Origin of the sequence: Streptomyces olivochromogenes (assembly GCF_001514115.1) — a bacterium.
In the GTDB taxonomy this organism is placed as follows: Bacteria; Actinomycetota; Actinomycetes; order Streptomycetales; family Streptomycetaceae; genus Streptomyces; species Streptomyces olivochromogenes.
In genome coordinates, this window is record NZ_KQ948464.1 from 51,637 (window position 1) to 74,865 (window position 23,229).

At 71.7% G+C, this 23,229-nt stretch carries 24 protein-coding genes; 10 read left to right on the forward strand and 14 right to left on the reverse strand.

All coding sequences use genetic code 11. From position 1 onward, the window contains the following. Positions 1-49: 49 nt before the first annotated feature. The gene (locus AQJ27_RS31875; RefSeq protein WP_067376079.1) at positions 50-1,546 is read left to right on the forward strand and encodes an oligopeptide:H+ symporter; all 1,497 of its coding nucleotides are present in this window, start codon (positions 50-52) and stop codon (positions 1,544-1,546) included. 101 nt (positions 1,547-1,647) lie between these two features. On the opposite strand, the gene AQJ27_RS31880 is transcribed toward AQJ27_RS31875, so the two are convergent. Further along, the gene (locus AQJ27_RS31880; protein WP_067376081.1) at positions 1,648-1,947 is read right to left on the reverse strand and encodes a DUF397 domain-containing protein; all 300 of its coding nucleotides are present in this window, start codon (positions 1,945-1,947) and stop codon (positions 1,648-1,650) included. Beyond that, positions 1,929-2,771, reverse strand: a complete 843-nt coding sequence (locus AQJ27_RS31885) for a helix-turn-helix domain-containing protein (protein WP_067376083.1) — start codon at positions 2,769-2,771, stop codon at positions 1,929-1,931. Before AQJ27_RS31885 ends, AQJ27_RS31880 begins: the two co-directional genes overlap by 19 nt. Positions 2,772-2,957: 186 nt before the next feature. Here AQJ27_RS31885 and AQJ27_RS56550 point away from each other — a divergent pair, with 186 nt between their 5' ends. The 3 genes from AQJ27_RS56550 to AQJ27_RS56555 are packed head-to-tail and all read left to right on the forward strand — an operon-like array spanning position 2,958 to position 3,456. Further along, positions 2,958-3,110, forward strand: coding sequence for a hypothetical protein (locus tag AQJ27_RS56550; protein ID WP_159064433.1), 153 nt, complete (start codon positions 2,958-2,960; stop codon positions 3,108-3,110). Beyond that, positions 3,107-3,286: a hypothetical protein gene (locus AQJ27_RS31890; RefSeq protein ID WP_162489352.1), complete on the forward strand. Its 180-nt coding sequence runs from the start codon at positions 3,107-3,109 to the stop codon at positions 3,284-3,286. Before AQJ27_RS56550 ends, AQJ27_RS31890 begins: the two co-directional genes overlap by 4 nt. Further along, the gene (locus AQJ27_RS56555; protein ID WP_159064435.1) at positions 3,283-3,456 is read left to right on the forward strand and encodes a hypothetical protein; all 174 of its coding nucleotides are present in this window, start codon (positions 3,283-3,285) and stop codon (positions 3,454-3,456) included. Before AQJ27_RS31890 ends, AQJ27_RS56555 begins: the two co-directional genes overlap by 4 nt. A 103-nt stretch (positions 3,457-3,559) precedes the next feature. Here AQJ27_RS56555 and AQJ27_RS31895 read toward each other — a convergent pair whose 3' ends face one another. The 8 genes from AQJ27_RS31895 to AQJ27_RS31930 all read right to left on the reverse strand — a co-directional run bounded on the left by AQJ27_RS31895 (position 3,560) and on the right by AQJ27_RS31930 (position 10,944). Further along, positions 3,560-4,183, reverse strand: coding sequence for a histidine phosphatase family protein (locus AQJ27_RS31895; RefSeq protein ID WP_067376087.1), 624 nt, complete (start codon positions 4,181-4,183; stop codon positions 3,560-3,562). Further along, positions 4,137-5,201, reverse strand: coding sequence for a MerR family transcriptional regulator (locus tag AQJ27_RS31900; protein WP_067376089.1), 1,065 nt, complete (start codon positions 5,199-5,201; stop codon positions 4,137-4,139). Before AQJ27_RS31900 ends, AQJ27_RS31895 begins: the two co-directional genes overlap by 47 nt. Before the next feature lie 71 nt (positions 5,202-5,272). After that, positions 5,273-6,628 carry a hypothetical protein gene (locus AQJ27_RS31905; protein ID WP_067376091.1) on the reverse strand — a complete coding sequence of 452 codons (1,356 nt, stop codon included), beginning with the start codon at positions 6,626-6,628 and terminating at the stop codon, positions 5,273-5,275. Between the two features lie 59 nt (positions 6,629-6,687). Next, positions 6,688-7,812, reverse strand: coding sequence for a hypothetical protein (locus tag AQJ27_RS31910; protein ID WP_067376515.1), 1,125 nt, complete (start codon positions 7,810-7,812; stop codon positions 6,688-6,690). 50 nt (positions 7,813-7,862) lie between these two features. Next, positions 7,863-8,813 carry a COG1470 family protein gene (locus tag AQJ27_RS31915; RefSeq protein ID WP_067376093.1) on the reverse strand — a complete coding sequence of 317 codons (951 nt, stop codon included), beginning with the start codon at positions 8,811-8,813 and terminating at the stop codon, positions 7,863-7,865. 53 nt (positions 8,814-8,866) lie between these two features. Next, positions 8,867-9,595 (reverse strand): LPXTG cell wall anchor domain-containing protein, encoded by a 729-nt coding sequence (locus AQJ27_RS31920; RefSeq protein WP_067376095.1) that lies wholly within the window; start codon positions 9,593-9,595, stop codon positions 8,867-8,869. A 181-nt stretch (positions 9,596-9,776) separates the two neighbouring features. Then, positions 9,777-10,292, reverse strand: coding sequence for an ATP-binding protein (locus AQJ27_RS31925; RefSeq protein WP_067376099.1), 516 nt, complete (start codon positions 10,290-10,292; stop codon positions 9,777-9,779). Positions 10,293-10,575: 283 nt separating this feature from the next. Next, a complete protein-coding gene (locus AQJ27_RS31930) occupies positions 10,576-10,944 on the reverse strand; it encodes an STAS domain-containing protein (RefSeq protein ID WP_067376101.1) in 369 nt (122 codons plus the stop codon). 239 nt (positions 10,945-11,183) lie between these two features. On the opposite strand from AQJ27_RS31930, the gene AQJ27_RS31935 reads away from it, so the two are divergent. Then, positions 11,184-12,104 (forward strand): RNA polymerase sigma factor SigF, encoded by a 921-nt coding sequence (locus AQJ27_RS31935; protein ID WP_425275238.1) that lies wholly within the window; start codon positions 11,184-11,186, stop codon positions 12,102-12,104. Positions 12,105-12,339: 235 nt separating this feature from the next. After that, positions 12,340-13,857: an RICIN domain-containing protein gene (locus tag AQJ27_RS31940; protein WP_067376104.1), complete on the forward strand. Its 1,518-nt coding sequence runs from the start codon at positions 12,340-12,342 to the stop codon at positions 13,855-13,857. Positions 13,858-13,949: 92 nt separating this feature from the next. Here the strand turns inward: AQJ27_RS31940 and hutI are convergent, their stop codons facing one another. Genes hutI through hutU form a run of 4 tightly spaced genes read right to left on the reverse strand, consistent with a single transcriptional unit; the run spans position 13,950 to position 19,403 of the window. Further along, positions 13,950-15,137, reverse strand: a complete 1,188-nt coding sequence (gene hutI / locus AQJ27_RS31945; protein WP_067376105.1) for an imidazolonepropionase — start codon at positions 15,135-15,137, stop codon at positions 13,950-13,952. 35 nt (positions 15,138-15,172) lie between these two features. Beyond that, on the reverse strand, positions 15,173-16,513 hold the full coding sequence (locus AQJ27_RS31950) for a formimidoylglutamate deiminase (RefSeq protein ID WP_096240112.1): 1,341 nt from the start codon (positions 16,511-16,513) through the stop codon (positions 15,173-15,175). Then, a complete protein-coding gene (locus AQJ27_RS31955; RefSeq protein ID WP_067376109.1) occupies positions 16,504-17,733 on the reverse strand; it encodes an allantoate amidohydrolase in 1,230 nt (409 codons plus the stop codon). Before AQJ27_RS31955 ends, AQJ27_RS31950 begins: the two co-directional genes overlap by 10 nt. Then, positions 17,730-19,403, reverse strand: coding sequence for a urocanate hydratase (gene hutU / locus AQJ27_RS31960; RefSeq protein WP_067376111.1), 1,674 nt, complete (start codon positions 19,401-19,403; stop codon positions 17,730-17,732). Before hutU ends, AQJ27_RS31955 begins: the two co-directional genes overlap by 4 nt. Positions 19,404-19,609: 206 nt before the next feature. Between hutU and AQJ27_RS31965 the strand changes: the two genes are divergently transcribed. From AQJ27_RS31965 to AQJ27_RS31980, 4 genes are all read left to right on the forward strand, one after another. Beyond that, positions 19,610-21,073, forward strand: coding sequence for a type III PLP-dependent enzyme domain-containing protein (locus AQJ27_RS31965; RefSeq protein ID WP_079065409.1), 1,464 nt, complete (start codon positions 19,610-19,612; stop codon positions 21,071-21,073). 310 nt (positions 21,074-21,383) lie between these two features. Continuing rightward, complete coding sequence (locus AQJ27_RS31970; protein WP_054236907.1) at positions 21,384-21,782, forward strand: hypothetical protein; 399 nt, start codon at positions 21,384-21,386, stop codon at positions 21,780-21,782. A gap of 143 nt (positions 21,783-21,925) precedes the next feature. After that, entirely contained in the window at positions 21,926-22,657 is a 732-nt protein-coding gene (locus AQJ27_RS31975; protein ID WP_067376518.1) for a hypothetical protein, read from the forward strand. Between the two features lie 38 nt (positions 22,658-22,695). Continuing rightward, complete coding sequence (locus AQJ27_RS31980; protein WP_067376115.1) at positions 22,696-23,205, forward strand: roadblock/LC7 domain-containing protein; 510 nt, start codon at positions 22,696-22,698, stop codon at positions 23,203-23,205. The last annotated feature ends 24 nt before the right edge of the window (positions 23,206-23,229 follow it).

The window sequence follows — 23,229 nt, forward strand, 5'->3', positions numbered from 1 at the left end:
CCGGGCGCGTAACGCTCAAGCAGCGCGTCCCGACCAGCAAGGAACGACCATGGCGTCCAGCCTGACGAAGGACTCGGTGACTCCGGGCACCCCCGGTTCCGAGAGGACCTTCTTCGGCCACCCCCGCGGACTGGCCACTCTCTTCATGACCGAGATGTGGGAGCGATTCTCCTACTACGGCATGAAGGCTCTGCTCCCGCTGTACCTGGTGGCACCGGGCGGCCTGCACCTGAGCGCGGCCACCGCGACCGCGATCTACTCGGTGTACCTGTCGCTGGTGTACCTGCTCGCCCTGCCGGGTGGCTGGTTCGCCGACCGTGTCCTCGGCCCCCGCAAGACGGTCGCCGTCGCGGGCGTCATCATCATGCTGGGCCACCTCACGCTGGCCCTGCCGTCGTCCGGCACGTTCTACGGCGGCCTCGGGCTCGTCGCGATCGGTTCCGGTCTGCTGAAGGCCAACATCTCCACGATGGTCGGTCACCTCTACGACGGTCCGGACGACCCGCGCCGTGACGGTGGCTTCACGCTCTTCTACATCGGCATCAACGTCGGCGCCTTCGCCGCTCCGCTGGTCATCGGCACCGTCGGCGAGAACGTCAACTGGCACCTGGGCTTCGCGCTCGCCGCGCTCGGCATGGCGCTGGGTCTGGCCCAGTACCTGCTCGGCGGCCGTCACCTGAACCCGCGCTCGCACGAGGTCCCCACGCCGCTGTCGGCCGAGGAGAAGGCCGCGACGCTGCGCAAGTCCGCGCTGTGGGCGGCCGTCGCGGTGGTCTTCTACTGCATCGTCGGCTTCTCGGGTCACTACACCCTGAACTGGCTGCTGGTCCCGATCACCATCGCCGGTCTGATCATCCCGGTCATGGTCATCGCCCGGATCAAGCGGGACAAGGACCTCGACCGCGCCGAGCAGTCGAAGATGTCCGCGTACATCTGGTTCTTCGTCGCCGCGGCCGTCTTCTGGATGATCTACGACCAGGGCGGCTCGACCATGTCGATCTTCGCCGACTCCTCCGCCGAGAACACGATCTTCGGCTGGGAGTTCCCGGTCTCCTGGTACCAGTCCGTCAACCCGGTCATGATCATGGCGCTCGCCCCGGTCTTCGCCTGGGCGTGGCTGGCGCTGAACAAGCGCGGCAAGGAGCCGAGCACGGCCACCAAGTTCGCGTCGGGTCTGATCCTGATCGGTGCCTCGTTCTTCCTGTTCCTGGCTCCGCTGACGATCGCCGAGGGCGGTCACAAGGCGGCCGCGATGTGGCTGGTCGCGATCTACTTCGTGCAGACCGTCGGCGAGCTGACGCTCTCCCCGGTCGGCCTCTCCGTCACCACGAAGATGGCTCCCGCGAAGTACGCCTCCCAGATGATGGGCGTCTGGTTCCTGGCCGTCACCGCCGGTGACGCCACGACGGGTCTCCTGTCCATCGCCAACGTCGACCTCAACAAGACGGGCATCGTCGCCCTGGAGGCCACGCTCGCCGTGATCGCCGGTGTCGCGGTGTGGATGTACCGCAAGAAGGTCAAGGAACTGATGGGCGACGTGCACTGACGCACGCCTGAACCTGGCGTTCCCCCGAAGGGTCGCCGCACCGATGGGTGCGGCGGCCCTTCGGGTTTTCCGGCGACCTTCGGTATTCACTGCCCTGAGCTTCAGGCGGCGGGCAGCTCGTCACGTCGTACGGCCGTGACGAAGGACGCCCAGGCCGCCGCCGGGAGTATCAGGGCGGGGCCGTTGGGGTTCTTGGAGTCGCGGACGGGGACGAGGGGGGTGGGGGTGGGGAGGTTGTCGACGACTTCGAGGCACTGGCCGCCGTCCGGGTTGCTGTAGCTGCTCTTGCGCCACGTGGCAGCGGCCAGAAGGTCGTCGGAGACCTCTACGCACTCGCCGCCGTCCGGGTTGCTGTAGCTGCTCTTGCGCCATGTCACGGCTGTCAGGTCGACGGATCGCATGGTGCTTCCTCCAGCATCTGCCCGATGAACTTCCGCGACTCGGCCGGGGACAGCGCCATGTCGCGCATCGAATCGTACGCACGTTGCAGACGCTCAACCTCCCTGTTTTCTTCGACCAGTTCACCACGGTACGCGGTCTCGGTGTAGGCCACCGTTTGCCCGTTGAGCAGCCTCATGAACATCACAGCGGTACCGACCAGACCGTGTAGCCCGGCGGCCAGCGGCAGCACTTGAAGCGTGATGTTCGGGCGCTCAGCCACCTCCGCCAGGTGTTCGAGCTGTTCCCCCCACGCCTTGGCGTCCCGCAACGGCGTGCGCAGCACAGCCTCGGACAGGATGGTGCGGAACGGCGGCGCATCCTCGCCCACCAGCAACGCACGGCGGCCGACCTGTGCCTCCACCTGCTGGGCCAACTCCTCGCCCTTGGTGCCGCCCGCCGCAAGCACTTCCCGCGCGTACCCATCCGCCTGAAGCAGGCCCGGCAGGATGCTCACGGCGAAGTGCCACAGGCTCAGCGCCTCCGCCTCCAGCAGCATGTACCTGCGGTACTGCTCCTTGAACTGCGTCGGATCGCCCACCGCCAGCTCCCACAACGCCAACAGCAACCCCGGCGTGGCGTAATGCCGGTCCAGCGCCTGGGCCACCTCGGGGCTCCCCAGGGTGTGCCCGGTCTCCAGCTTCCCGAGCGTCGACCAGTCCCAGCCCAGTTGCTCCGCGAGCTGCCGCAGGCTGGCGCCGCTCCGCTCGCGTAACTCCCTCACCTCCTCGGCGAATCGCCTGCGCGGCTCCTGGCTGCGGCTCGTCACCGTCCGTCTCTGCGGCATCCCGCCCTCCCCTTCCGGGCTGTGGAATTTGTGGAATTTGGGGTGCCCGGTGTGGAACTAGCGCCCTTCCACGACGTTTTCGCCCTGCTCACACGGCATGCTCGTACTGCCTGAACACGCACCGTAATCCACCCGGTGCGCTCCGCACAGGCATGTCCGCGACCACGCAACCAAGGAGTGAGCCACATGACCACGACCCTCCCCCGACTCCCCCGCCGCACCCGCACCCGTACCCACAGCGCCACCTCCTCCCCCTGGACCCCGCCCGGCGGCTGGGCGCGCCCGACCCCCGCGGCGCTGCGCGCGATCGAGGCGGCGCTCGCGCAGTGGTCGGCGTGATGGCGCGTACGGCGGTGGCGGCGCCGACACCCCCGTTCGGCGGCGGCTGCGACGTCTGCGCGGCGCTGCTGACACAACGGACGGCCGCGAAGGAGGCGGGCCGGACGGGCGAGGTCGCCGAATGCGACCTGGAGTTGCGGGCGCACGGCAGACACGCAGAGGGGCGTACGCCATGACCGGGCCGACGTACGACGTGAGCCGCTCCCCCGTTCCCGTCGACGGGTGCGAGGCCTGCCGGGAGCTCACCGCACGGCGACACGCGGCACGGGCGGTGTTCGACCACAGCGCGGTGAGCGACGCGAACGTACGCATGCGGGCGCATCTGCGGCAGGAGCACGGCGGGTGAGGAGGAGACGGCGGACCCCGCTCGACGACGCGTTCATGAGCGGGGTCCTCACACTGTTCAGCATGGCCGTGCTGCTCGTGGTCCTCTTCGTGGGGGTACGGGGCTAAGCGCGTGCCTCCGGCGGGAAGCCGGTCCAGCGCAGGTCCTCGGACAGGTGGGACATGTCGTTGTAGAAGAGGACCGAGGCCGCGCGGCCCGGTGTGTAGCGGATGACGGACAGGGCGGCGTTGCAGTGGTTGAGGCCCAGCCAGCGCCAGGGCGGGGCGTCCAGCGCGGCGCGTATCAGCCAGCCGACGAGGAAGTTGTGGGTGACGACCAGCTCGTGCCGGTCCTCGGTGCCGTCCACCGGCCCGGTGAACCGCTCTTCGGCCTCGCGGGCCAGCGCCGCCCCCTCCTCACGCTCCTGAGCCGTGAACTGCTCGAGGAACGCCAACAGCCGCTCCGCCGCGTCCGCGGGCAGTTCCTCCTTGCCGGGCACGTACGGCACGTAGTCCCCGGCCGCCTCGACCTGCCGTACCGGCACGTCCTTCAAGCGGTCGCCGATCAGCCGGGCCGTCTGCGCCGCGCGCGGCAGCGGCCCGTGGTGGACCGCCGTCAAGGGAACGTCCCGGAGCCGGTCGCCCAGGAGTTGGGCCTGGCGGCGGCCGTTCTCGGTCAGCTCGCTCTCGTCGGCCGTCGCCTCACCGTGGCGGGCGAGGTACAGATAGCGGGTGGCCTTCGCGGTCATGTGCCGTTTCCCCTTGTTGTGGGTCCTGGAGCCGGAGCCAGTCGAGGACTTCGGCGGCGTGCTGGTCGGTTGGGAAGACGGGGTAGAAGACGTGCTCGATCGCGCCCCGGTTCACGATCATGGTCAGTCGGCGGTACAGCGTGCGCCCGTCAGCGGTGAAGGTGGGCAGGTCCAGGGCTTCGCGCAGCGCGAATTCGGTGTCCGAGAGGATCGCGAAGGGCAGGTGCAGCCGGTCCGCCAACTCCCGCTGGTACTCCGGTGACTGCGACGACAGCCCGTACACCCGTGCCGCCCCGGCCGCGCGGAGGTCCTCGTGGTGATCACGGAAGGCGCACGCCTCGGCGGTGCATCCGCGGGCGCCCGGGATGGTGTCCCAGCCGTCCGGGAGGTCGGTACCCGGCCGACCGGACAGCGGATAGACGTACAGCACGGTCCGGCCGGGCCCCAGTGCTCCGAGACCGACCGCCCGACCGTCCGTGGCGGGCAGGACGAGGTCGGGCAGCCGCCCACCCGGCAGATGCGCGGCGCCGCCGTCGTCGGGTGGCCGGGGCAGGCCGGGGGGCAGCCAGGCCGGGTCGGCGGGCACCGGCACGGGGGACGGGGCGCTCACTTCCGGGGAAACCGAAATCCCCGCACGGGCGTTTCCCTCCGGGGAATCCGGAATCGATCTGCGGGCGCTCGCCTCCAGATGTGCCGCCAGCGTGTCCCTGCGCTCCGTCAGCTGCCTGATCCTTTCGGACAGGTCCCTGATCGAGCGCCGGTAGGTCGCCAACGACGCCGGGCACTCGTCCCCCACGTCATGACCGCTGGCCAGGCACTCCACGAAGGGCCGGGTGTCCTCCACCGACAGGCCGAGCCCGGTCAGGGTCCGGATCTCCTCGACCTGCCGCACGGCCATCGGCGCGTAGTCCCGGTACCCGTTGGGCAGCCGGCGGGGCACCACGAGCCCCGCCGCCTCGTAATAACGCAACGCCCGGACCGTCACCCCGGCCCTGCGCGCCAACTCACCAACCCGCATGCCCCGACGCTAAACCCGCACCCCGGGGTCCAGGTCAAGCGGACCCCGGGGTGCGGACGGTGCGAGGGGCGTCAGCGCACGCGGCGGTGCGGCAGGAAGACGAAGACCGCTCCGCCGAGCAGGATCGCCGTGCCGGCCACGAAGCCGAGTGCCCGAAGCCCGCCGTGGTCGTTCGCGCCGGTCTCGGCCAGGCCTCCGCCGGAAGAAGACGAGGACGAGGACGACCCGGAGGACGACCCCGAGGACGACCCCGAGCCCGACGTCGTCGCGCCGGAGACGCCGCCCGCCTGCTTCTGAACATCAAGTTCCAGTGAGACAGCGGTCTTTGTCGCCTTGCAGGGAATCGTGATCGGGTCGGCTCCGGCACTCAGCGTCACGACGATCGTCAGATCACCTGGGCTGAGCGTGGCCTTGCCGTCCGCTCCGGGCTTGTACGTGCCCGTCATATCGCCGAGCGAGACCGGGTCGCCCGTGTTGAGGGCGTCCTTGTTGGCAGGGCCCTCGACCTTGAGCGAGCCGCTGTCGTCGCCGCCGACCGTGATCACCATGGAGGGCTTCAGCGCGCCCGCGGGCAGCGGGGCGGGGCTGTTCATCACGCCCTTGGCGGTCTTCACCGTGAGGTCGTAACTCCCGCCGTTCTTCTTGGCGTTGATCGTCGCCGAAGAGTCGATCTTGGCGGGGCCGGGCGAGGTGCAGGCGAAGGACGTGGCCACGGTCTTGCCGGCGAAGTCGGTCTGACCGTCGTCGCCGCCGGAGGTCGAACCACCGGAGGTCGAACCACCGGACGTAGTGCCACCGGACGTCGTGCCACCGCCGGTCGTGGATCCACCCGAAGTCGTACCACCGGTGTCACCACCCGTCGCCGTGCCTCCGGAGGTGGTCGTCCCGCCGGAGGTCGAGCCGCCCGAGGTCGTCGAACCGCCCTCGGCGGCCGTCACCTTGATGGTGGCAGCGGCCGGCACCGCCTCCTGTGGCGTGCACTTGGTGTCCGTCGAGTAGGCGGTGATGGTGTACGCGTCCGGGGTCAGCGTGACATCACCCGCCGTCGTCAGCTTGACCTTGCCCGTCATGTCGGACAGCACCATGTCACCGCCCTTGGGAATCTCCGGGTTCTCCTGCGGCCCCTCCATCGCGATGTCCGCGCTCTGCGCACCGGACGCCTTGAGAGTTCCCGTCGGCTTGACCGAGTCCTTCGGCAGGACGATGAGGTCCGGATTCTTGGACGCCGCCTGGACGAACTTCCACACGACCTCGATCTCGTCGCCCACCTTCGCCGTCGCCGGTGCGGTGATCTCCACCTTGGTGGTGCCCTCGACGGGGCCCAGGCCGGAGGCCGCGGGCGGTATGCACTCCGTCTTGTACGACACCTCGGCGGCCTGCGCCGGGACCGCGGCCACTCCCAACAGGATGCCCGCGCCGCCGAGCATCAGCGCGAGCCCGGCCGCGCTCGTTCTGTGACCTCCGGATACAACTCTCCGTCGCCTGTTCACGTGTTCCCCTTCGTCGTCGGACCGGTGTCGTGCGGTGCGGAGAGCTGACCGTTCGCCGCGGTCCCCGGAACGTTGTCCGGCGTGAACCACGGCAGGGTCGGGTTCGTAGCGGTGCCGGGTGGCACGGGTGTGGCCGCGGACGCGCTCGCTCCGGGCACACCGGACGGGCTCGCCTTGGCCATGCGGAACGGGGCCGGCCTCGGCACACGGGAGGCGAGTTCGGGCAGGCGCAGGCTCCGATGACGCCCCGCCCGCCCCGCCGACCTGCGCGGGCGCACCCGGTCCACCACGGCCATCCCGACCCGGAAGACCGCGGCCGGCACCACCACGGCGAGCAGGATCCAGAAGAGGGTCACCCCCCAGGGGCGGCCCACCCCCCAGGGCTGCTCGGCGAGGACCTTGCCGCCGTACCGCAGCGAGACCGTGTAGTCGCCGTGCGCCCCGGCCGCGAGCTCGACCGGCAGCTTGATCTGCGCCTTCTTGCCGGGTGCGATCGTGCCGCGCCAGTCCTGTTCCTCCCACTGCGGCGCGAACACGCCGTGGGAGGTGCCGATCTGGAACACGGGGTCCTTGACGGCCGCGGTGCCGATGTTGCCGACGGTGAAGACGAGCCCGCGCGAGGCCGGCGCGCCGAACCAGGTCAGCAGCCCGCTCGACCCGTCGAGGCGGGTGTCGGTGAGCACCGAGAGCCGCCCCCCGCCCACCTCCTTCGGCAGTGGTTCGACCGAGTGCCCGGCGACCATGAAGATCGCGTCGACCTCCGCCTTCTCCCCCGTGACCGTGGCGACGTGCACCACGCACGGGCACGGTTCGGGCGGCTCGGTGACCGGCAGTTCCTTGCTGAAGTGGCCCTGCGCGTCGGTGGTGACGGCCCGCCCGTCGGCGTTGGCGCAGGAGTTGGTGCCGTCGATCAGCCCCCGGGACGGCACGGCCTGCCCGCAGATCAGCATCATCAGCAGGGCCTTCGGCCGCCATCCGTTGCCGGTCACGGTGATCGAACCGCCCGTCCCCGCCTCGGACCTGGACAGACTCACGCCGGGTTTCCCGGCCGCGGACGCCGGGGACACCGGTCCCGCCAGCGGTGCCAGGACGAGCGCGAGCGCCGCCACCAGCGCCGACATCCGCGCCCTGCCGCTCAGGACACCGCTCAGGACTCCGCTCACGACACCGCTCACGACACCGCTCCCGTCCACTCGACTTCCGTACGCGGCCGTTCACTCGTCCCGCCGTCCGTCGTACGGCGCCTGTGACGTCGTACGCCCCACCAGGCGCCCAGTGCCGCGAGCACCACTCCTGCGGTGGCCGCGAGCGCGCCCCACGGCACGAACCGCACCGACGCGGACGCCGTGGCGCGTGCCCCGCCCGCCGCCGTCACCGTCAGTCGTACGTCGACCGCGTCCAGCGCCGGGGGGTCGCGCCAGGGCTCGGTGAGCGTGACGCGGCGGCCGGGCAGGAGGTCGAGGGGCAGGGTGCGCGGGGCGCGGTCCAGGGCCCGGCCGAGGACGCCGTCGGCGCGTACCGCGAGTTTCGGGGTGAGCACGGTGTTGCCTCGGTTGACCAGCTCGTACGAGATGCGCCCGCCGTGCACGGCGACGTGCTCGACGGTGAGCGCCGACACCGCGGGACCGCCGACCCGCAGCTGGACCCGGACCGCCGAGGACCGGCCGCCGGCGCCCGCCACGATCGCGCCGGGGTGGTCGCCGGGCGTCGCGCCCGCCGGGACGCTCACGGTGAACGGCACGTCGGCCCGGGTGTGCGCGGGCACCCGCAGCGAGAGCGTGCGCACCGGGACCCGGCGGCCGCCGCGGTCTCCGGCGAACGCGATCCACGCGCCCGTGTCCGTGGACTTCCCGGCGGCGCGCACGGTGAGGTCGCCGTCCGCGGTGTTGTCGGCGTCCGCGCCTCGCAGCCGCACGGTCACGGGCCGCGCGCCCGGGTTGAGCACGGACACGGAGTCCTGCAGCACCGTGCCGGGCGCGCCCTCCGCGTAGACGTACGGCCGCCCGCCCGGCGCGCTCGCCGACGGCGCGAGGGACCAGCCGTCGTCGGCCGCGGCCACCGGGGCGGCGGCGGCCGACAGCAGCACGGCGACGGCACAGCGGAGGACGGGGGCGTACGGCATCGGCGGCTCCTGCTGGTCGTACGGTCGTACCGTCGTACGGGGGCGCGGCGCCCTCAGCGGCGGGTCGTCTGATGCCTGCGGGTCAGCCACAGCGTGCCCGCCGCGCCCGCGAGCAGCACCGTGCCGCCGAGCGTGCCGAGGGCGATCGCCGAGTCGGCGGGGCCGGTCTGCGGGAGCTGGCCGCCGGAGTCGGTGCCGGTCGAGCCCGTCGAACCGCCCGAGCTGCTGGATCCGCTGGATCCGCCGCTTCCGGAACCGCCGCCCGCCGCCGTGACGTCGAGGGTCAGCGACGGCCCGGGGTTGTTCGTGGGGGTGCAGGTGGTCGTCGTGCCGAGCGCCTTGATCGTGAGCACGCCCGCGGTGAAGGTGACCTTGCCGGTCTTCTCCGGCGTGTACGTACCCGACAAGTCACTGATTTTGATGGGGGTGTTGGCGGGGATCGCGGCCGCGTTGGCGGGGCCGCTCACGGCCACCGTGCCGCTGTCCGCGCCGCCCACCTTGATCACGGCGCTCGGGCTCATCGCGCCCTTGCCGAGCTCCACCGGGCTGGAGGAGACGCCCTTCTGCCAGGACATGGTGAGCTTGTAGCCGCTGCCGCTCTTGACGCTCTTGATGTCGATGGGCGAGACGGCGCTCTTGTCGCCGATCGGCGTCTTGCACTGGTAGTTGACGTTCACCACGCTGGCCTCGGCGACGGGGGCGGCCATCAGCACCGCCGAGCCGGCCAGGGCCGCGGCGAACGCGAGCGCGGCGGTTCGTTTCTGGTACGTCCGGTACGACACCTCGGGGCCTCATTCCTGACGGAACATCAGATCGGCCGTCAAGGTACGCCCGGTGCCTTGTGGAGGGAAGACAAAGTGCGCGCCGGATCCGAGGAGATCCGGCGCGCGTTCGGCAACGTACGAAGAAGGGTTCGAACCGCGGGTAACCCGAGGTGGGAGTCGCACCCGGGATCGGGTGGGGCTACGCGGGCGCCCCGAGTTCCGCCCACACCGTCTTGCCCGTGACCCCTGGAGTGCGCACGACCCCCCAGTCCAGACACAGCCGCTGCACGATGAACATGCCGTGGCCGCCGGGGCGGCCGGCGCGGTGCGGGGTGCGCGGGGCGGGCTGGCCCGCGCCGCGGTCGGAGACCTCGACGCGCAGCACCTTGTTGTCGCAGGAGATCCGCAGCTCGTCCGGGCCCTCGGCATGCAGGCAGGCGTTGGTGACGAGTTCGGAGACGACCAGCAGGACGTCCTCGGCGGCGGCCCGCCGGTCGGCGCTCGCGGCGGGCAGCCAGCCCCACGCGTGCAGCGCCTGGCGCGCGAAGTCGCGGGCCAGCGGCACGACGCCGCTCTCGCCGTCGAAGCTCAGTCTGCGGGCCTGACGCCCCCCGGACGGGACGGCCAGGCCGCCGCCCCCAGGCGCCCCGGAAGCGCCGCCGTCGCCCGACTCCGGGCCGCGGTCGCCCGGCGAGTAAGGCCGGGTGGTGCTCATCAGCGCTTCACCTCACCGATTCACCAGTTTCACGATTCAAGACTCAGCACTCAGCATGTGGTACGCGCCGCGGGTGCTTCCGCACTCAGGGCGTCCGGACGAATATCTACGACGATCACCTACGACGTTCCCACCGATTGTTGCCGACATAGTCAGGTTGTCTCCTGCCCGACCGATCCGTCGGAACACCCCCTTTGTGCGACGGGGATCGTGTGACGCGGGCGATGCCGCGATCGCAGGGGGCACTGCGGAGCATGCCGAGGCGGGGCCCCGACCGCCCCGGCTAGTCGGCCAGGGCCGCATCGAGCGTCTCGTGGACGGTGAAGACGGCCTCGGCCCCGGTGATCTCGAAGACCCGGGCCACCACCGGCAGCATCCCCGCCAGGTGGACTCCGCCCCCCGCGGCCTCGGCCTTCAGCCGGGCACCGAGCAGCACATTCAGCCCGGTGGAATCGCAGAACTCCAGTCGCGAGCAGTCCACGACCAGTCGCGAGCGACCCTTGTCAAGGCAGTCCTCGAGTGGCTCACGCAACAATTCAGCCGTGTGGTGATCCAACTCACCCGCGGGGGTCACGACGGCGCTTGAGCCCTCTTCCCGCACCTCGACTAGAAGCCGGCCCGACTGTGCGCTGCCGACCGTCTGGCGGTCCATGCCGTCTCTCTCCCGAGCGTCGCGACTGCTGATGTACGCACTCGAACACTACGCCTTCCTTACGATCCCCGACACCCGAACAACCCCCTGAAAATGGACATTTCACCGCGCAACGCACTTGCGGGCGACGCGCGAAAGCGGGTAGGGCTAGTACTGACACCTATTCGACACGGCCGGCTTTGGAGGCGCCCGCACACCGCAGTGCACGCATTGGCTTCGGCGGCCATATGCCGAGAACGATGGAGGACACCATGTCACCCCGGCTCGACGCATCGCAGACCCAGACGGCGACGTCGACACCTTCTCTGGAACGCCCGGAGCGTCTCGACGAAACCGGAACCAGCGGACTCGACGGACTGGACGGACTTCCCGAGATCCCCCCGTACGACGAGGTGGGACCGGTGGACGCACGGGCCCTGTCCAAGACCCTCTTCGAGCGGCTGGAGTCCCTCGAAGAAGGCACCCACGACTACTCGTACGTGCGCAACACGCTGGTCGAGCTCAACCTCGCGCTGGTCAAGTTCGCCGCCTCCCGCTTCCGCTCCCGCAGCGAGCCGATGGAGGACATCATCCAGGTCGGCACGATCGGCCTGATCAAGGCGATCGACCGCTTCGAACTGAGCCGCGGCGTCGAGTTCCCCACGTTCGCGATGCCGACCATCATCGGCGAGATCAAGCGCTTCTTCCGCGACACCTCCTGGTCCGTGCGCGTACCGCGCCGACTGCAGGAACTCCGTCTCGACCTGGCCAAGGCGGGCGACGAGCTCGCCCAGCAGCTCGACCGGGCGCCCACGGTGGGCGAGTTGGCGGAGCGCCTGGGCATCACCAACGACGAGGTCGTCGAGGGCATGGCCGCCTCGAACGCCTACACCGCCAGTTCGCTGGACGCCCAGCCCGAGGAGGACGACTCCGAAGGCGCGCTCGCGGACCGCATCGGCTACGAGGACCACGGCCTCGAGGGCATCGAGTACGTGGAGTCCCTCAAGCCCCTGATCGCCGAACTCCCCTCGCGCGACCGGCAGATCCTCTCGCTGCGCTTCGTCGCCAACATGACCCAGTCCGAGATCGGTGACGAGCTCGGGATCTCGCAGATGCATGTGTCGCGGCTGCTGTCGCGGACGCTGGTGCGACTGCGGAAGGGACTGACGGTCGAGGACTGACGGTCGAGGATTGACCGTCGAGGAGTGACCGTCGAGGAGTGACGCTCCCCGCCCCCTCCGGCACCTCTTCTCAGCTGAGAGCGGTCCGGCGCCGAAAGCGCCGGACCGCTTTTTTTCTTGGTCTCCGTCCTCCCTCTTTTCTCAAAGGCCCACCCCCGTCACTATGAGCACTCCAAACTGGCTGGTATGTCAGGACGGGGGCGAGTGACCGTACGGGGTACGAGGAGGCCGGCACATGGCTCAGGACGACGCGGGCGCGTCCGACACGCGGCTCACCGAACTGCTGAGCGCCGACACCCCCAGCGCGTATCCGGCCCTCCAGGAGCTCCGCGAGCGGCACCGCCCGTCCGTCCTCGCCTACGCCCGCCTGTGCACCCGCAGCGAGTCGGCCGCGCGGCAGCTCGCGGCGCAGGCGTTCACCCTGGCGGCCCAGGAGACGGCGCGCGGATCGAACCCGAGCGCCCCCTGGCGCCACCGGCTCCTGCTGCTGGCGGGGCAGGTGGCCGCCTCGTGGGCGAGGGACGAACGGGCCGCCGGCCTCGACCCCGGTCTGCTCCTCGTGCTGAGCGCGGCCGGCCCCGGCGGGCCCGTGCCGCCCATGCTCGCCCCGTTCCAGTCCCTCCCGTCCCGCACCCAGGGCCTGCTCTGGTACGGGGTCGTGGAAGAGGAACCCGCCGACCGGGCGGCCGTCCTGCTCGGCCTCACCCGTGAGGACGTGACGTACGGCGCACAGCCCGCGCTGCACGCCCTGGGCCAGGCCTGTCTGAAGTCCCGGCTCGCCGCCTCCGACGACCCACGCTGCGGGGACTTCCGACGGTTGATCGAGGAATCGCTACGGCCGGACAACCCCCGGTCCAGCCCCGATCTGCACGCCCACATGGCGCACTGCGCGCACTGCACGACGGCGTACGAGGAGCTGTCCGCCCTGCGCGACCATCCGCGCACCGCCCTGGCCGAGGGACTGCTGCCCTGGGCGGGCACGGCGTACGTCATGAGCGAGGCGGGCGAACCCCGGCCCGGCGTTCCCGCCTCGTCGGGGCCCTGGCCGCCGTCCCGCCGTTTCGTCCTCACCTCGGCGGCGGCCCTCGGCGTCGCCCTGGTGCCGCTGATGTTCGTCGTGCTGTCGTCGGGCGGCTCACCGTCCCAGAACACGGCGGGCTCGGTCACCACCCCGTCGAGCGTGCCGCAGGTGACGGTGACGGCGACCGTCTCGGCGACCCCCTCACCCCCGGCCCCGCTGCCCTCCGCGACCAGCGAGTCCCCTTCCCCGACTTCCCCGACGCGGAGCCCCTCCCCCTCGAGATCGGCCAGTGCGGCGCCGTCCCCCACGCCCACCCCGACCTACCCGCCGGGCAGCAGCTACGCCCAGGTCGTGAACCTCGCCTCGGGCCTGTGCCTGGACATCCGCGACGGCGATCTGACGCAGGGCACGGATGTCGTCACGGCCCCCTGCACCTCGGCCCGCACCCAGCGGTGGCGGGTCGACTCCGGGCGCGGCGTCCTGCAGTCGTACGCCGACTCCGACCTCTGTCTGGACAGCCGCGGCTCCGTCGACAACGGCGTCGGGATCTGGGACTGCGGCTCGATCGACGGCAGCCACGGCCAGAACCTGAGGTTCACCGTGGACGACGACGGCGTGATCCGCCCGTCCATCGCCGTCGAGACCGCGGTCACACCGAGCGGCGGGGACGGCCTGTCCCTGCTGCCGCTCGACGGGGGCACGAGTCAGCGGTGGCGGGCGGGGGCCTCGTGACCCCGGCGTCCTGATGCCGGCGCCGTGACCCCGGCGTCCTGATGCCGGCGCCGTGACCCCGGCCTAGCCGCCTCGGACTCGTGACCCCGGCCTCAGACCTCGCGTGCGCCGCGCCGCCAGACGCCGGTGACCAGCGGTACGCCCGGCCGGTAGGCGAGGTGGACGTGGCTGGGCGCGTCCAGGAGGGCGAGGTCGGCGCGGGCGCCGACGGTGAGGCGGCCGATGTCCGTGCGGCGCAGGGCCGCCGCGCCGCCCGCCGTGGCCGACCAGACCGCCTCGTCCGGGGTCATCCCCATGTCCCGTACCGCCAGCGCGATGCAGAACGGGACGGAGGAGGTGAAGGACGAGCCCGGGTTGCAGTCGGTGGAGAGGGCGACGGTCACGCCCGCGTCCAGGAGGCGGCGGGCGTCCGGCCACTCGGCGCGGGTGGAGAACTCGGCGCCGGGGAGCAGGGTCGCGACCGTACGGCCGTTCGCCAGGGCCTCGACGTCCGCGTCCGTGAGGTGGGTGCAGTGGTCGGCGCTCGCCGCGTCGAGTTCGACGGCGAGCTGGACACCGGGGCCGTACGAGAGCTGGTTGGCGTGGACGCGCGGGTGCAGGCCCTTCGCCGTGCCTGCCGTGAGGATCGCGCGGGCCTGGTCGCCGTCGAAGGCGCCCTTCTCGCAGAAGACGTCGATCCAACGGGCGTACGGGGCACAGGCGTCGAGCATCTCGCCGGTCACCAGGGCCACGTACGCGGCCGGGTCGTCGGCGTAGTCCGGGGAGACGATGTGCGCGCCGAGGTAGGTGACCTCGTCGGTGTGCGCCGCCGCGATGCGCAGCGCCCGGGCCTCGTCCTCGACGGTGAGGCCGTAGCCCGACTTGGTCTCGAAGGTGGTGGTGCCCTGGCGCAGGGCCTCGTGGAGGTAGTGCGTGAGGTTGCGCTCCAGGTCCTCGTCGCTGGCGGCGCGGGTGGCGGCGACGGTGGTGCGGATGCCGCCCGCCGTGTAGCCGCGGCCCGACATGCGGGCGTTGAACTCCTGGGTGCGGTCGCCCGCGAAGACGAGGTGCGAGTGGGAGTCCACGAAGCCCGGGATCACGGCCCGGCCACCGGCGTCGACCCGGTTGTCAGTGGCGGGTGCTTTTCTTGAGTCACCGGTCCACGCGATGCGGTCGCCTTCGATGACGACGGCCGCGTCCTGGATCAGACCGAGGGGGGACCCGTCACCGAGGGAGGGATCGTTGGTGACCAGGCTGGCGATGTTGGTGATGACGGTGGTCGTGCCGGTGGTGCTGCTCATGGCGTCCTCGTGGGGGCGGGGTTCGGCGGTCGTCTCTAGGCGCGCAGGGCTTCGACTGCCCGCGCGAGGGCCTGCGGCACATCGGGAACAAGAGCGTGCGCCCCGTCGCGTACGACATGCCGGCCGCCCACGACGGTGTGCCGTACGTCGGCCGCCGTCGCCGCGAATACGGCCGTCTCGGCGCCCAGGCGCGGCACCGGTCCCGCAGTTCTGACCGAGTCGAGGGCGACCGTCGTGAAGTCGGCGAGCGCGCCCGCTTCGAGGATGCCCGCGTCCTGCCAGCCGAGGGCCGCGTGGCCGTCGGCGGAGGCGGCGCGCAGCAGGGCGGCCGCCGTCCAGTGACCTCGGGTGCGGGTGCGCAGGCGCTCGTTCAGCTCCATCGCGCGGGCCTCTTCGAGGAGGTCGATGACGGCGTGGCTGTCGGAGCCGAGGGAGAGGGGCGAGCCGGCTCGCTGGAGAGCGACGGCGGGGCCGATGCCGTCCGCCAGGTCCCGTTCCGTCGTCGGGCACATGCACGTGCCCGTCCGGGAGTCGCCCAGCAGCGCGATGTCCTCGTCCGTGAGGTGCGTGTTGTGGACGCCGGTCGTGCGGGAGCCGAGCACGCCGTGGTCGGCGAGGAGCCGCGTCGGGGTGCACCCGTGGGCGGCCAGGCAGGCGTCGTTCTCCGCCGTCTGCTCCGACAGATGCACGTGCAGCGGGGCCCGCCGCTCCTCGGCCCAGCGCGCGACCGTCGCCAGCTGTCCGGCGGGCACGGCCCGTACGGAGTGGATGGCCGCACCGATCCGTGCGTGATCACGGTCCTTGAGAAGTGAAGAGCGTTCCGCCCAGGCCTCCGCGCTGCCGTCGGAGAAGCGGAGCTGGTGGCGGTTGGGCGGCTGTCCGAAGCCGGCGGACACATAGGCCGTGTCGAGGAGGGTGATCCGGATGCCGGCCTCGCCCGCGGCCGCGATGAGCGCCTCGCCCATCGCGTTCGGGTCGGCGTACGGGGTGCCGCCGGGGGTGTGGTGCACGTAGTGGAACTCGCCGACGGCCGTGACGCCCGCGAGCGCCATCTCCGCGTACACGGTGCGGGCGAGCGCGTGGTACGTGTCCGGAGTCAGCCGGTCCGCGAAGGAGTACATGATCTCGCGCCAGGTCCAGAAGGTGCCGGAGCCGACCTGGACGGTGCCGCGCAGGGCGCGGTGGAAGGCGTGCGAGTGGGCGTTGGCGAGGCCGGGGAGGGTGAGTCCGCGGAGGATCTCGGCGCCGGGGGGCGGGGTGGCGGTGTTCTCGCGGACGGCGGTGATCCGCCCGTCGCTCACGTCCAGGGCCACGCCCGGCTCGACGTGAGTGTCGAGCCAGGCGTGTTCAAGCCAGTACGTCTGCGTCACCTGCAGGCCAGCCCTTCGAGTACGTCGGCGAGTGCGGTCACCCCGGCCACGCAGTCGTCCTCGGCGGCGTACTCGGCCGGGGAGTGCGAGACACCCGTGGGGTTGCGTACGAACAGCATGGCGGTCGGGACGGTCCCGGAGAGGATTCCGGCGTCGTGTCCGGCGCCCGTGCCCAGGACGGGAACCGTGAGTCCCGCGGCGCTTTCCCCGTCCTTGCCCAGGATGCGGGCGAGCTCGTCGCGCAGGGCGTGCTCGAACTCGACGACGGGGGTGAACGACTCGCGGACGACGTCGAGTTCGACGCCCTGGGCCTCCGCGTACTCGCGGGCCGCCTTCTCGACGCCGGTGACGACCGTGTCGAGGGTCGCCTGGTCAGCGGCGCGGGAGTCGAGCCAGCCGCGCACGAGGGAGGGGATGGCGTTCACGCCGTTCGGCTCGACGGAGATCTTGCCGAAGGTGGCGACGGCACCGGCGAGCTGGGCCTCCCGGCGGGCGGCGAGCACGGTCTCCGCGTACGACAGCATCGGGTCGCGGCGGTCGACGAGCCGGGTGGTGCCCGCGTGGTTGGCCTCGCCCCGGAAGTCGAAGCGCCAGCGGCCGTGCGGCCAGATGGCACTGGCGATGCCGACCTGGTCGCCGCTGAGGTCGAGGGCGCGGCCCTGCTCGACGTGCAGTTCGACGAAGGCACCGATGCGGGCGAGGCGCTCGGGGTCGGGACCGATGGTGTCGGGGTCGTGTCCGGCGCGCTCCATGGCCTGCGGGAGCGTGATGCCGTCGCCGTCGGTCAGCCGGTGCGCCTGCTCGACGGTGAGCTGTCCGGCGGCCAGCCGGGAGCCGACACAGGCGAGCCCGAACCGGGCACCCTCCTCGTCACCGAAGTTGACGATGGCGAGGGGACGGGTGAACTCCGCCTGCCGGGCGCGCAGTTCGTCCAGGGCGGCGAAGGAGGACACCACGCCGAGGGGCCCGTCGAAGGCCCCGCCGTCGGGCACGGAGTCCAGGTGGGAGCCGGTGACGACGGCGTCGCCCTCGGCGGGGTCGCCGAGCCAGGCCCACTGGTTGCCGTTGCGGTCCAGCTCGTAGCGCAGCCCGCGGGACTCGGCCTGGGTCCGGAACCAGGCCCGGCAGTCGGCGTCGGCCCCGGTCCAGGCGAAGCGGCGGTAGCCGCCGGAGGCGGAGCTGCGGCCGATCGGCAGCAGCTCCGCCCACATGCTGTGGAAGGTCACGCGGCGCCGCCCTCGTCGCCTTCGCGCATCGGGATGCGCACGCCGCGCTCCTGGGCGACGGACTCGGCGATGTCGTACCCGGCGTCGACGTGACGGATGACGCCCATGCCGGGGTCGTTGGTGAGCACGCGGCGGATCTTCTCGCCGGCCAGCTTGGTGCCGTCGGCGACGGACACCTGGCCGGCGTGGATGGAGCGGCCCATGCCGACGCCGCCGCCGTGGTGGATGGAGACCCAGGAGGCGCCGGAGGCGACGTTCACCATGGCGTTGAGCAGCGGCCAGTCGGCGATCGCGTCGGAGCCGTCGAGCATGGCCTCGGTCTCGCGGTACGGGGAGGCGACGGAGCCGCAGTCGAGGTGGTCGCGGCCGATGGCCAGCGGGGCCGCCAGCTCGCCGCTCGCCACCATGTCGTTGAACCGCTCGCCGGCCTTGTCCCGCTCGCCGTAGCCGAGCCAGCAGATACGGGCGGGCAGGCCCTGGAAGTGGACGCGCTCACCGGCCAGCTTGATCCAGCGGTGCAGGGACTCGTTCTCCGGGAAGAGGTCGAGGATCGCCTTGTCCGTCTTGTGGATGTCGGAGGCCTCGCCGGACAGGGCCGCCCAGCGGAAGGGGCCCTTGCCCTCGGAGAAGAGGGGGCGGATGTAGGCGGGGACGAAGCCGGGGAAGGCGAACGCGCGGTCGTACCCGGCGAGCTGGGCCTCGCCGCGGATCGAGTTGCCGTAGTCGAAGACCTCGGCGCCGGCGTCCATGAAGCCGACCATCGCCTCGACGTGCTTGGCCATGGACTCACGGGCGCGGGTGGTGAAGCCCGCCGGGTCCTTGGCGGCCGCGTCGGCCATGTCGTCGAAGTCGATGCCGATGGGGAGGTAGGCCAGCGGGTCGTGGGCCGAGGTCTGGTCGGTCACGATGTCGATGGGGGCGCTCTCGGCGAGCATGCGGGGCAGCAGCTCGGCGGCGTTGCCGAGCAGACCGATGGAGAGCGGCTTGCGCTGGTCGCGGGCCTCGACGGCGAGCTGGAGGGCGTGCTCCAGGGAGTCGGCCTTCACGTCCAGGTAGCGGTGCTCGATGCGGCGCTCGATGGCGCGCGGGTCGACGTCGATACAGATCGCGACGCCGTCGTTCATCGTCACGGCGAGCGGCTGGGCGCCGCCCATGCCGCCGAGGCCCGCGGTCAGGGTGATGGTGCCCGCGAGCGTGCCGTTGAACTTCTTGGCGGCGACGGCGGCGAAGGTCTCGTAGGTGCCCTGGAGGATGCCCTGGGTGCCGATGTAGATCCAGGAGCCGGCGGTCATCTGGCCGTACATGGTGAGGCCGAGGGCCTCCAGACGGCGGAACTCCTCCCAGTTCGCCCAGTCGCCGACCAGGTTGGAGTTGGCGATGAGGACGCGCGGGGCCCACTCGTGGGTCTGCATCACGCCGACGGGGCGGCCGGACTGGACGAGCATCGTCTCGTCCTGCTTGAGGGTGCGCAGCGTGCGGACCATGGCGTCGAAGGAACGCCAGTCGCGGGCGGCCTTGCCGGTGCCGCCGTAGACGACGAGCTTGTCGGGGTGCTCGGCGACCTCGGGGTCGAGGTTGTTCTGCAGCATCCGCAGGGCGGCTTCCTGCTGCCATCCCAGGGCACTCAGTTCCGTACCGCGCGGCGCTCGGACGGGGCGGGGTCCTGACATGGTCTGCCTCCTAGCGGACTGTTGCAGTAGATATTCACATCCTGGCTTCTTGAATAGAGCTAGTCAATAGATGAGCGGGCCAGCAGGGGCGTGGCGCGGATGTTTGGCTGGGATGTATGGGCACAGACAGGGACGCGACGGAGGATTCAGTGAGCGATGGGGCAGCAGGGACCAGGGCGTCTTCGACGGGGACGCCTTCGACCGGGATGTCTTCGGCGGCGGCGCCTTCGGGTGGGGCTTCGGCGGGTGGGGCGCCTTCGGTGGGCGGGGGCGAGTCCGGCTCCGATCGCGTGGCGCGGCGCGACGATGCCGTCCGGGCCGCCGTGGCTCATGGACTGCTGGGGCCCGAGGCCCCCATCATCGCCCTCCTCGACGTTCCCGGCATCAAGGCCTCGGCGGCGGAGCTGCGGGCCGCCTTCGACGCGGTGACGGCGCCGGGCACGCCCGTGCTGCACGCCTTCGCGGTGAAGGCGACCCCGCTGGTGCCCGTACTGCGGCTGCTGCACGAGCACGGCATCGGCGCGGAGGTCGCGAGCCCCGGCGAGCTCGCCCTCGCACGGGCGGCCGGAGTGCCACCCTCCGAGACCGTGCTCGACTCACCCGCCAAGACGATCACCGAGCTGCGCGAGGCACTGGCGCTGGGCATCGCCGTCAACGCGGACAATCCGCAGGAGCTGGACCGCCTCAACGGCCTGGTGGGGGACCTGCCCCATGGGCCGAACGGCGGTCCCGCGGGATCCCCGCACCCCCGCTCCCCCATCGGAATCCGAGTGAACCCGCAGGTCGGCGGGGGTTCCATCGAGGCGTTGTCCACGGCGACGGCGACCTCGAAGTTCGGGGTCGCGCTGCGCGACGAGGGTGCTCGGGAGTGGATCGTCCAGGCGTACGCCGACCGTCCGTGGCTGACCCGGCTGCACGCGCACACCGGATCGCAGGGCATCCCGCTCTCGCTGATGGCGCGGGGGATCGCGGAGACGTACGCACTCGCCGAGGAGATCAACCGGCGTGTCGGGCGGCAGCAGATCGACACGCTCGACATCGGCGGCGGACTGCCGGTCAACTTCGGCTCCGACGTCACGACCCCGACGTACGCGCAGTACGCACGGCTGCTCGCCGAGGCGGTGCCGGGGCTCTTCGACGGGCGGTACGGGCTGGTCACCGAGTTCGGGCGGTCGCTGCTGGCCAAGCACGGGACCGTGGTCGCGCGGGTCGAGTACGCGAAGTCCGCCGGGGGCCGGCCGGTCGCGGTGACGCACGCCGGGGTGCAGATCGCGACCCGCACGGTGTACGCGCCCGGGTCCTGGCCGCTGCGGATCGCCGCGTACGACACGGAGGGGCGCCCCAAGGCGGGGCCGGACGTCGTCCAGGACATCGCGGGGCCCGCCTGTTTCGCGGGCGACCTGCTCGCCGAGGGGCGCGCGCTCCCGCTGCTCGAACAGGGCGACTACGCGGCGGCGTTGGACACGGGCGCGTACTACTTCGCCCACCATTACGCGTACAACTCCCTGGCCCGGCCCGGCGTTTACGGCTTCGCGTCGGTCGAGGGCGGCAACGCCAACGGCAACGGGGGTACGGACGTGCGGTTCGCGGTCGTACGTGAGCAGCAGGGCGTCGAGGAGATCGTCGCGGAGTCGGGCGGCGCACGGCCGACGGCACTTACGGCGCTGTAGCCCCAGCACCCGGCGCCTGGCACCCGACGCCCGACACCTGGCACCTGGCACCTGGCACCCCGAAATAGAACACGGCGTGCGTGGCCCCGGCGCGCACCCCTGCGGACCTGCGAGCGCCCCCTGGCACGCCTTCGCAACGCCCTGACCGGCATCCGAACAGCCTCGAGAGGACTGAAAATATGGTCAGTTGACCCACCTTAGTCACCGCGCGCATGTTCCACAGGAAAATGCCAGATCCCTCACCCGTCGCGCACACGTTGCGTAACTTCGGCGTCACTCGGCCGAACCCTTTGGCGGGAGGGGATACGTGGTGCCCGGAATCGACGAGTGCCTACTGGAAGCCATGCGACTGCCCGGTGCCCGGGGCGCCGCGGTGGTCGACTGGACCAGCGGGCTGGCCCTGGGCACGGTCGGGGACGCCCCGGGCGGTGACCACGAGACGACCGCGGCGGAGGCGGCCGAGCTCGCCCGGCTCGCCGCGGAGCACAAGGCGTTCGCCCCGTCCGACGGGTCCGACTGGTCCGAGCAGGAGACCCCGGTCGAGGACCTGATCGTCAGCAACCGTGACAGCTACCACCTGCTGCGGTTCGTCAGGACCACGTTCGACAGCAGTGTGTTCCTGCATCTGTGGCTGGACCGGGCGGACGGCAATCTCGCGCTGGCCCGGATCCGGCTCGGCGAGATGGCCGGACGGCTGGTACTGGGATGACGACGGTCAGAACACCGCCGGCACCCGAACTCGCCGTGCACAAGGACAGCGGCCAAGACCACGACCGCAACAACAACGACAACAACGACAACAACAACGACAACAACAACGACAGGGCGACGGTCCCCGCCGGCCTCTCGCCCATGCTCAGCCGACTCGCCGCCGAGCGGGCCACCGGCGTGCTGGTGCGCGAGCGCGGGGTGCTCTATCTCTGTGACGGAGAGGTCGTGCACGCCGAGAGCCCCGCCACCCCCTCGCTCGACGTACTGCTCACCGCGCGCGGAGTGCTGGCGGCCGAGTCCTGGCGGGAGGCGGTGGCCGAGGCCGGGGCGCGGCGGCGGGTCGGGCGGTTCCTGGTCGAGCGCGGGCGGATCGCCGAGGGCGCGCTGGAGCTGTGCCATCTCGGGGCGCTGTACGACGCGGCGTACTTCGTGCTGGGGCCGAGCAGCACTCCGGCCCGGTTCCGGTACGGGGCCGCGCACTGGCTCGGCCCCGTGCGTCCCGTGCCCGTGGCCGCGGTGGAGCGTGAGACGCTGCGCCGCCGCCAGCTGCTGCACCGGGTCTGGCCCGACCCGGCGACCGACACCGCCCCGTTGGCACGCGCCCGGCGCGCCGCCGAACCGTCGGTCCCCCTGCGCCAGTGGGCCGTCCTCGGCCGGGTGGACGGTCTGCGGACGGCGTCGGACATCTCGCTCGCCCTGGGGCGGCCCGCGTTCCACACCCTCGTCGACGTCCGCCGGCTGGCCGCGGCCGGGCTCGTCACGGCGGCGAACGCGCCGGAGCGTGCGCCGTTGCCCAAGGTGCTCACCCAGTCTTCCGCCGATCCCGACGTCGCGTTGTTGCGCCGGCTCCGAGACGCGCTGGAGGCCCTGTGATCCGCGCGCTGCGACAGCGTGCCGAGAGGAGACTGCTGATGGCGGCGGAACCCGAAGTCCTCGACGAGCTGCACCGGTTGAGGGCCCGTGTGCCCCAGCTGACCGGTGCGCTGGCGGCCAGCGTCGACGGACTCGTACTCGCCCACGACACACCCGGAGTGGAGCCCGAGGGCGTGGCCGCGCTCACCGCGGCCGCGCTGGGGGTGGCCGTGCGGATGGCGGACGCCACCGGGCAGGGCGAGTTCCGCGAGCTGCTGGTGCGCGGCGTCGACGGCTATGTGGCGACGTACGCGGCGGGCGGCTCCGCCGTGCTGACGCTGCTGGCCCAGGACCGGGTCAACGTCGGCCGGTTGCATCTGGAGGGGCGCCGTTCCGGTACCCGGATCGGCGAGCTCGTGGAGGCCGCGACGGCGCGCGGCGAACCGGTCACCCCGGCGCGGGCTCCCACGCGGCCCGCCTCCATGCCGACGCGTACCCGTACGGCGCGCGGCACTCCCCGAACGCCCCCGACCCCCACCCCCAACACCCCTACCGCATCGGAAAGCTGACCGAGAAGTCGGACCGAAGGTCGG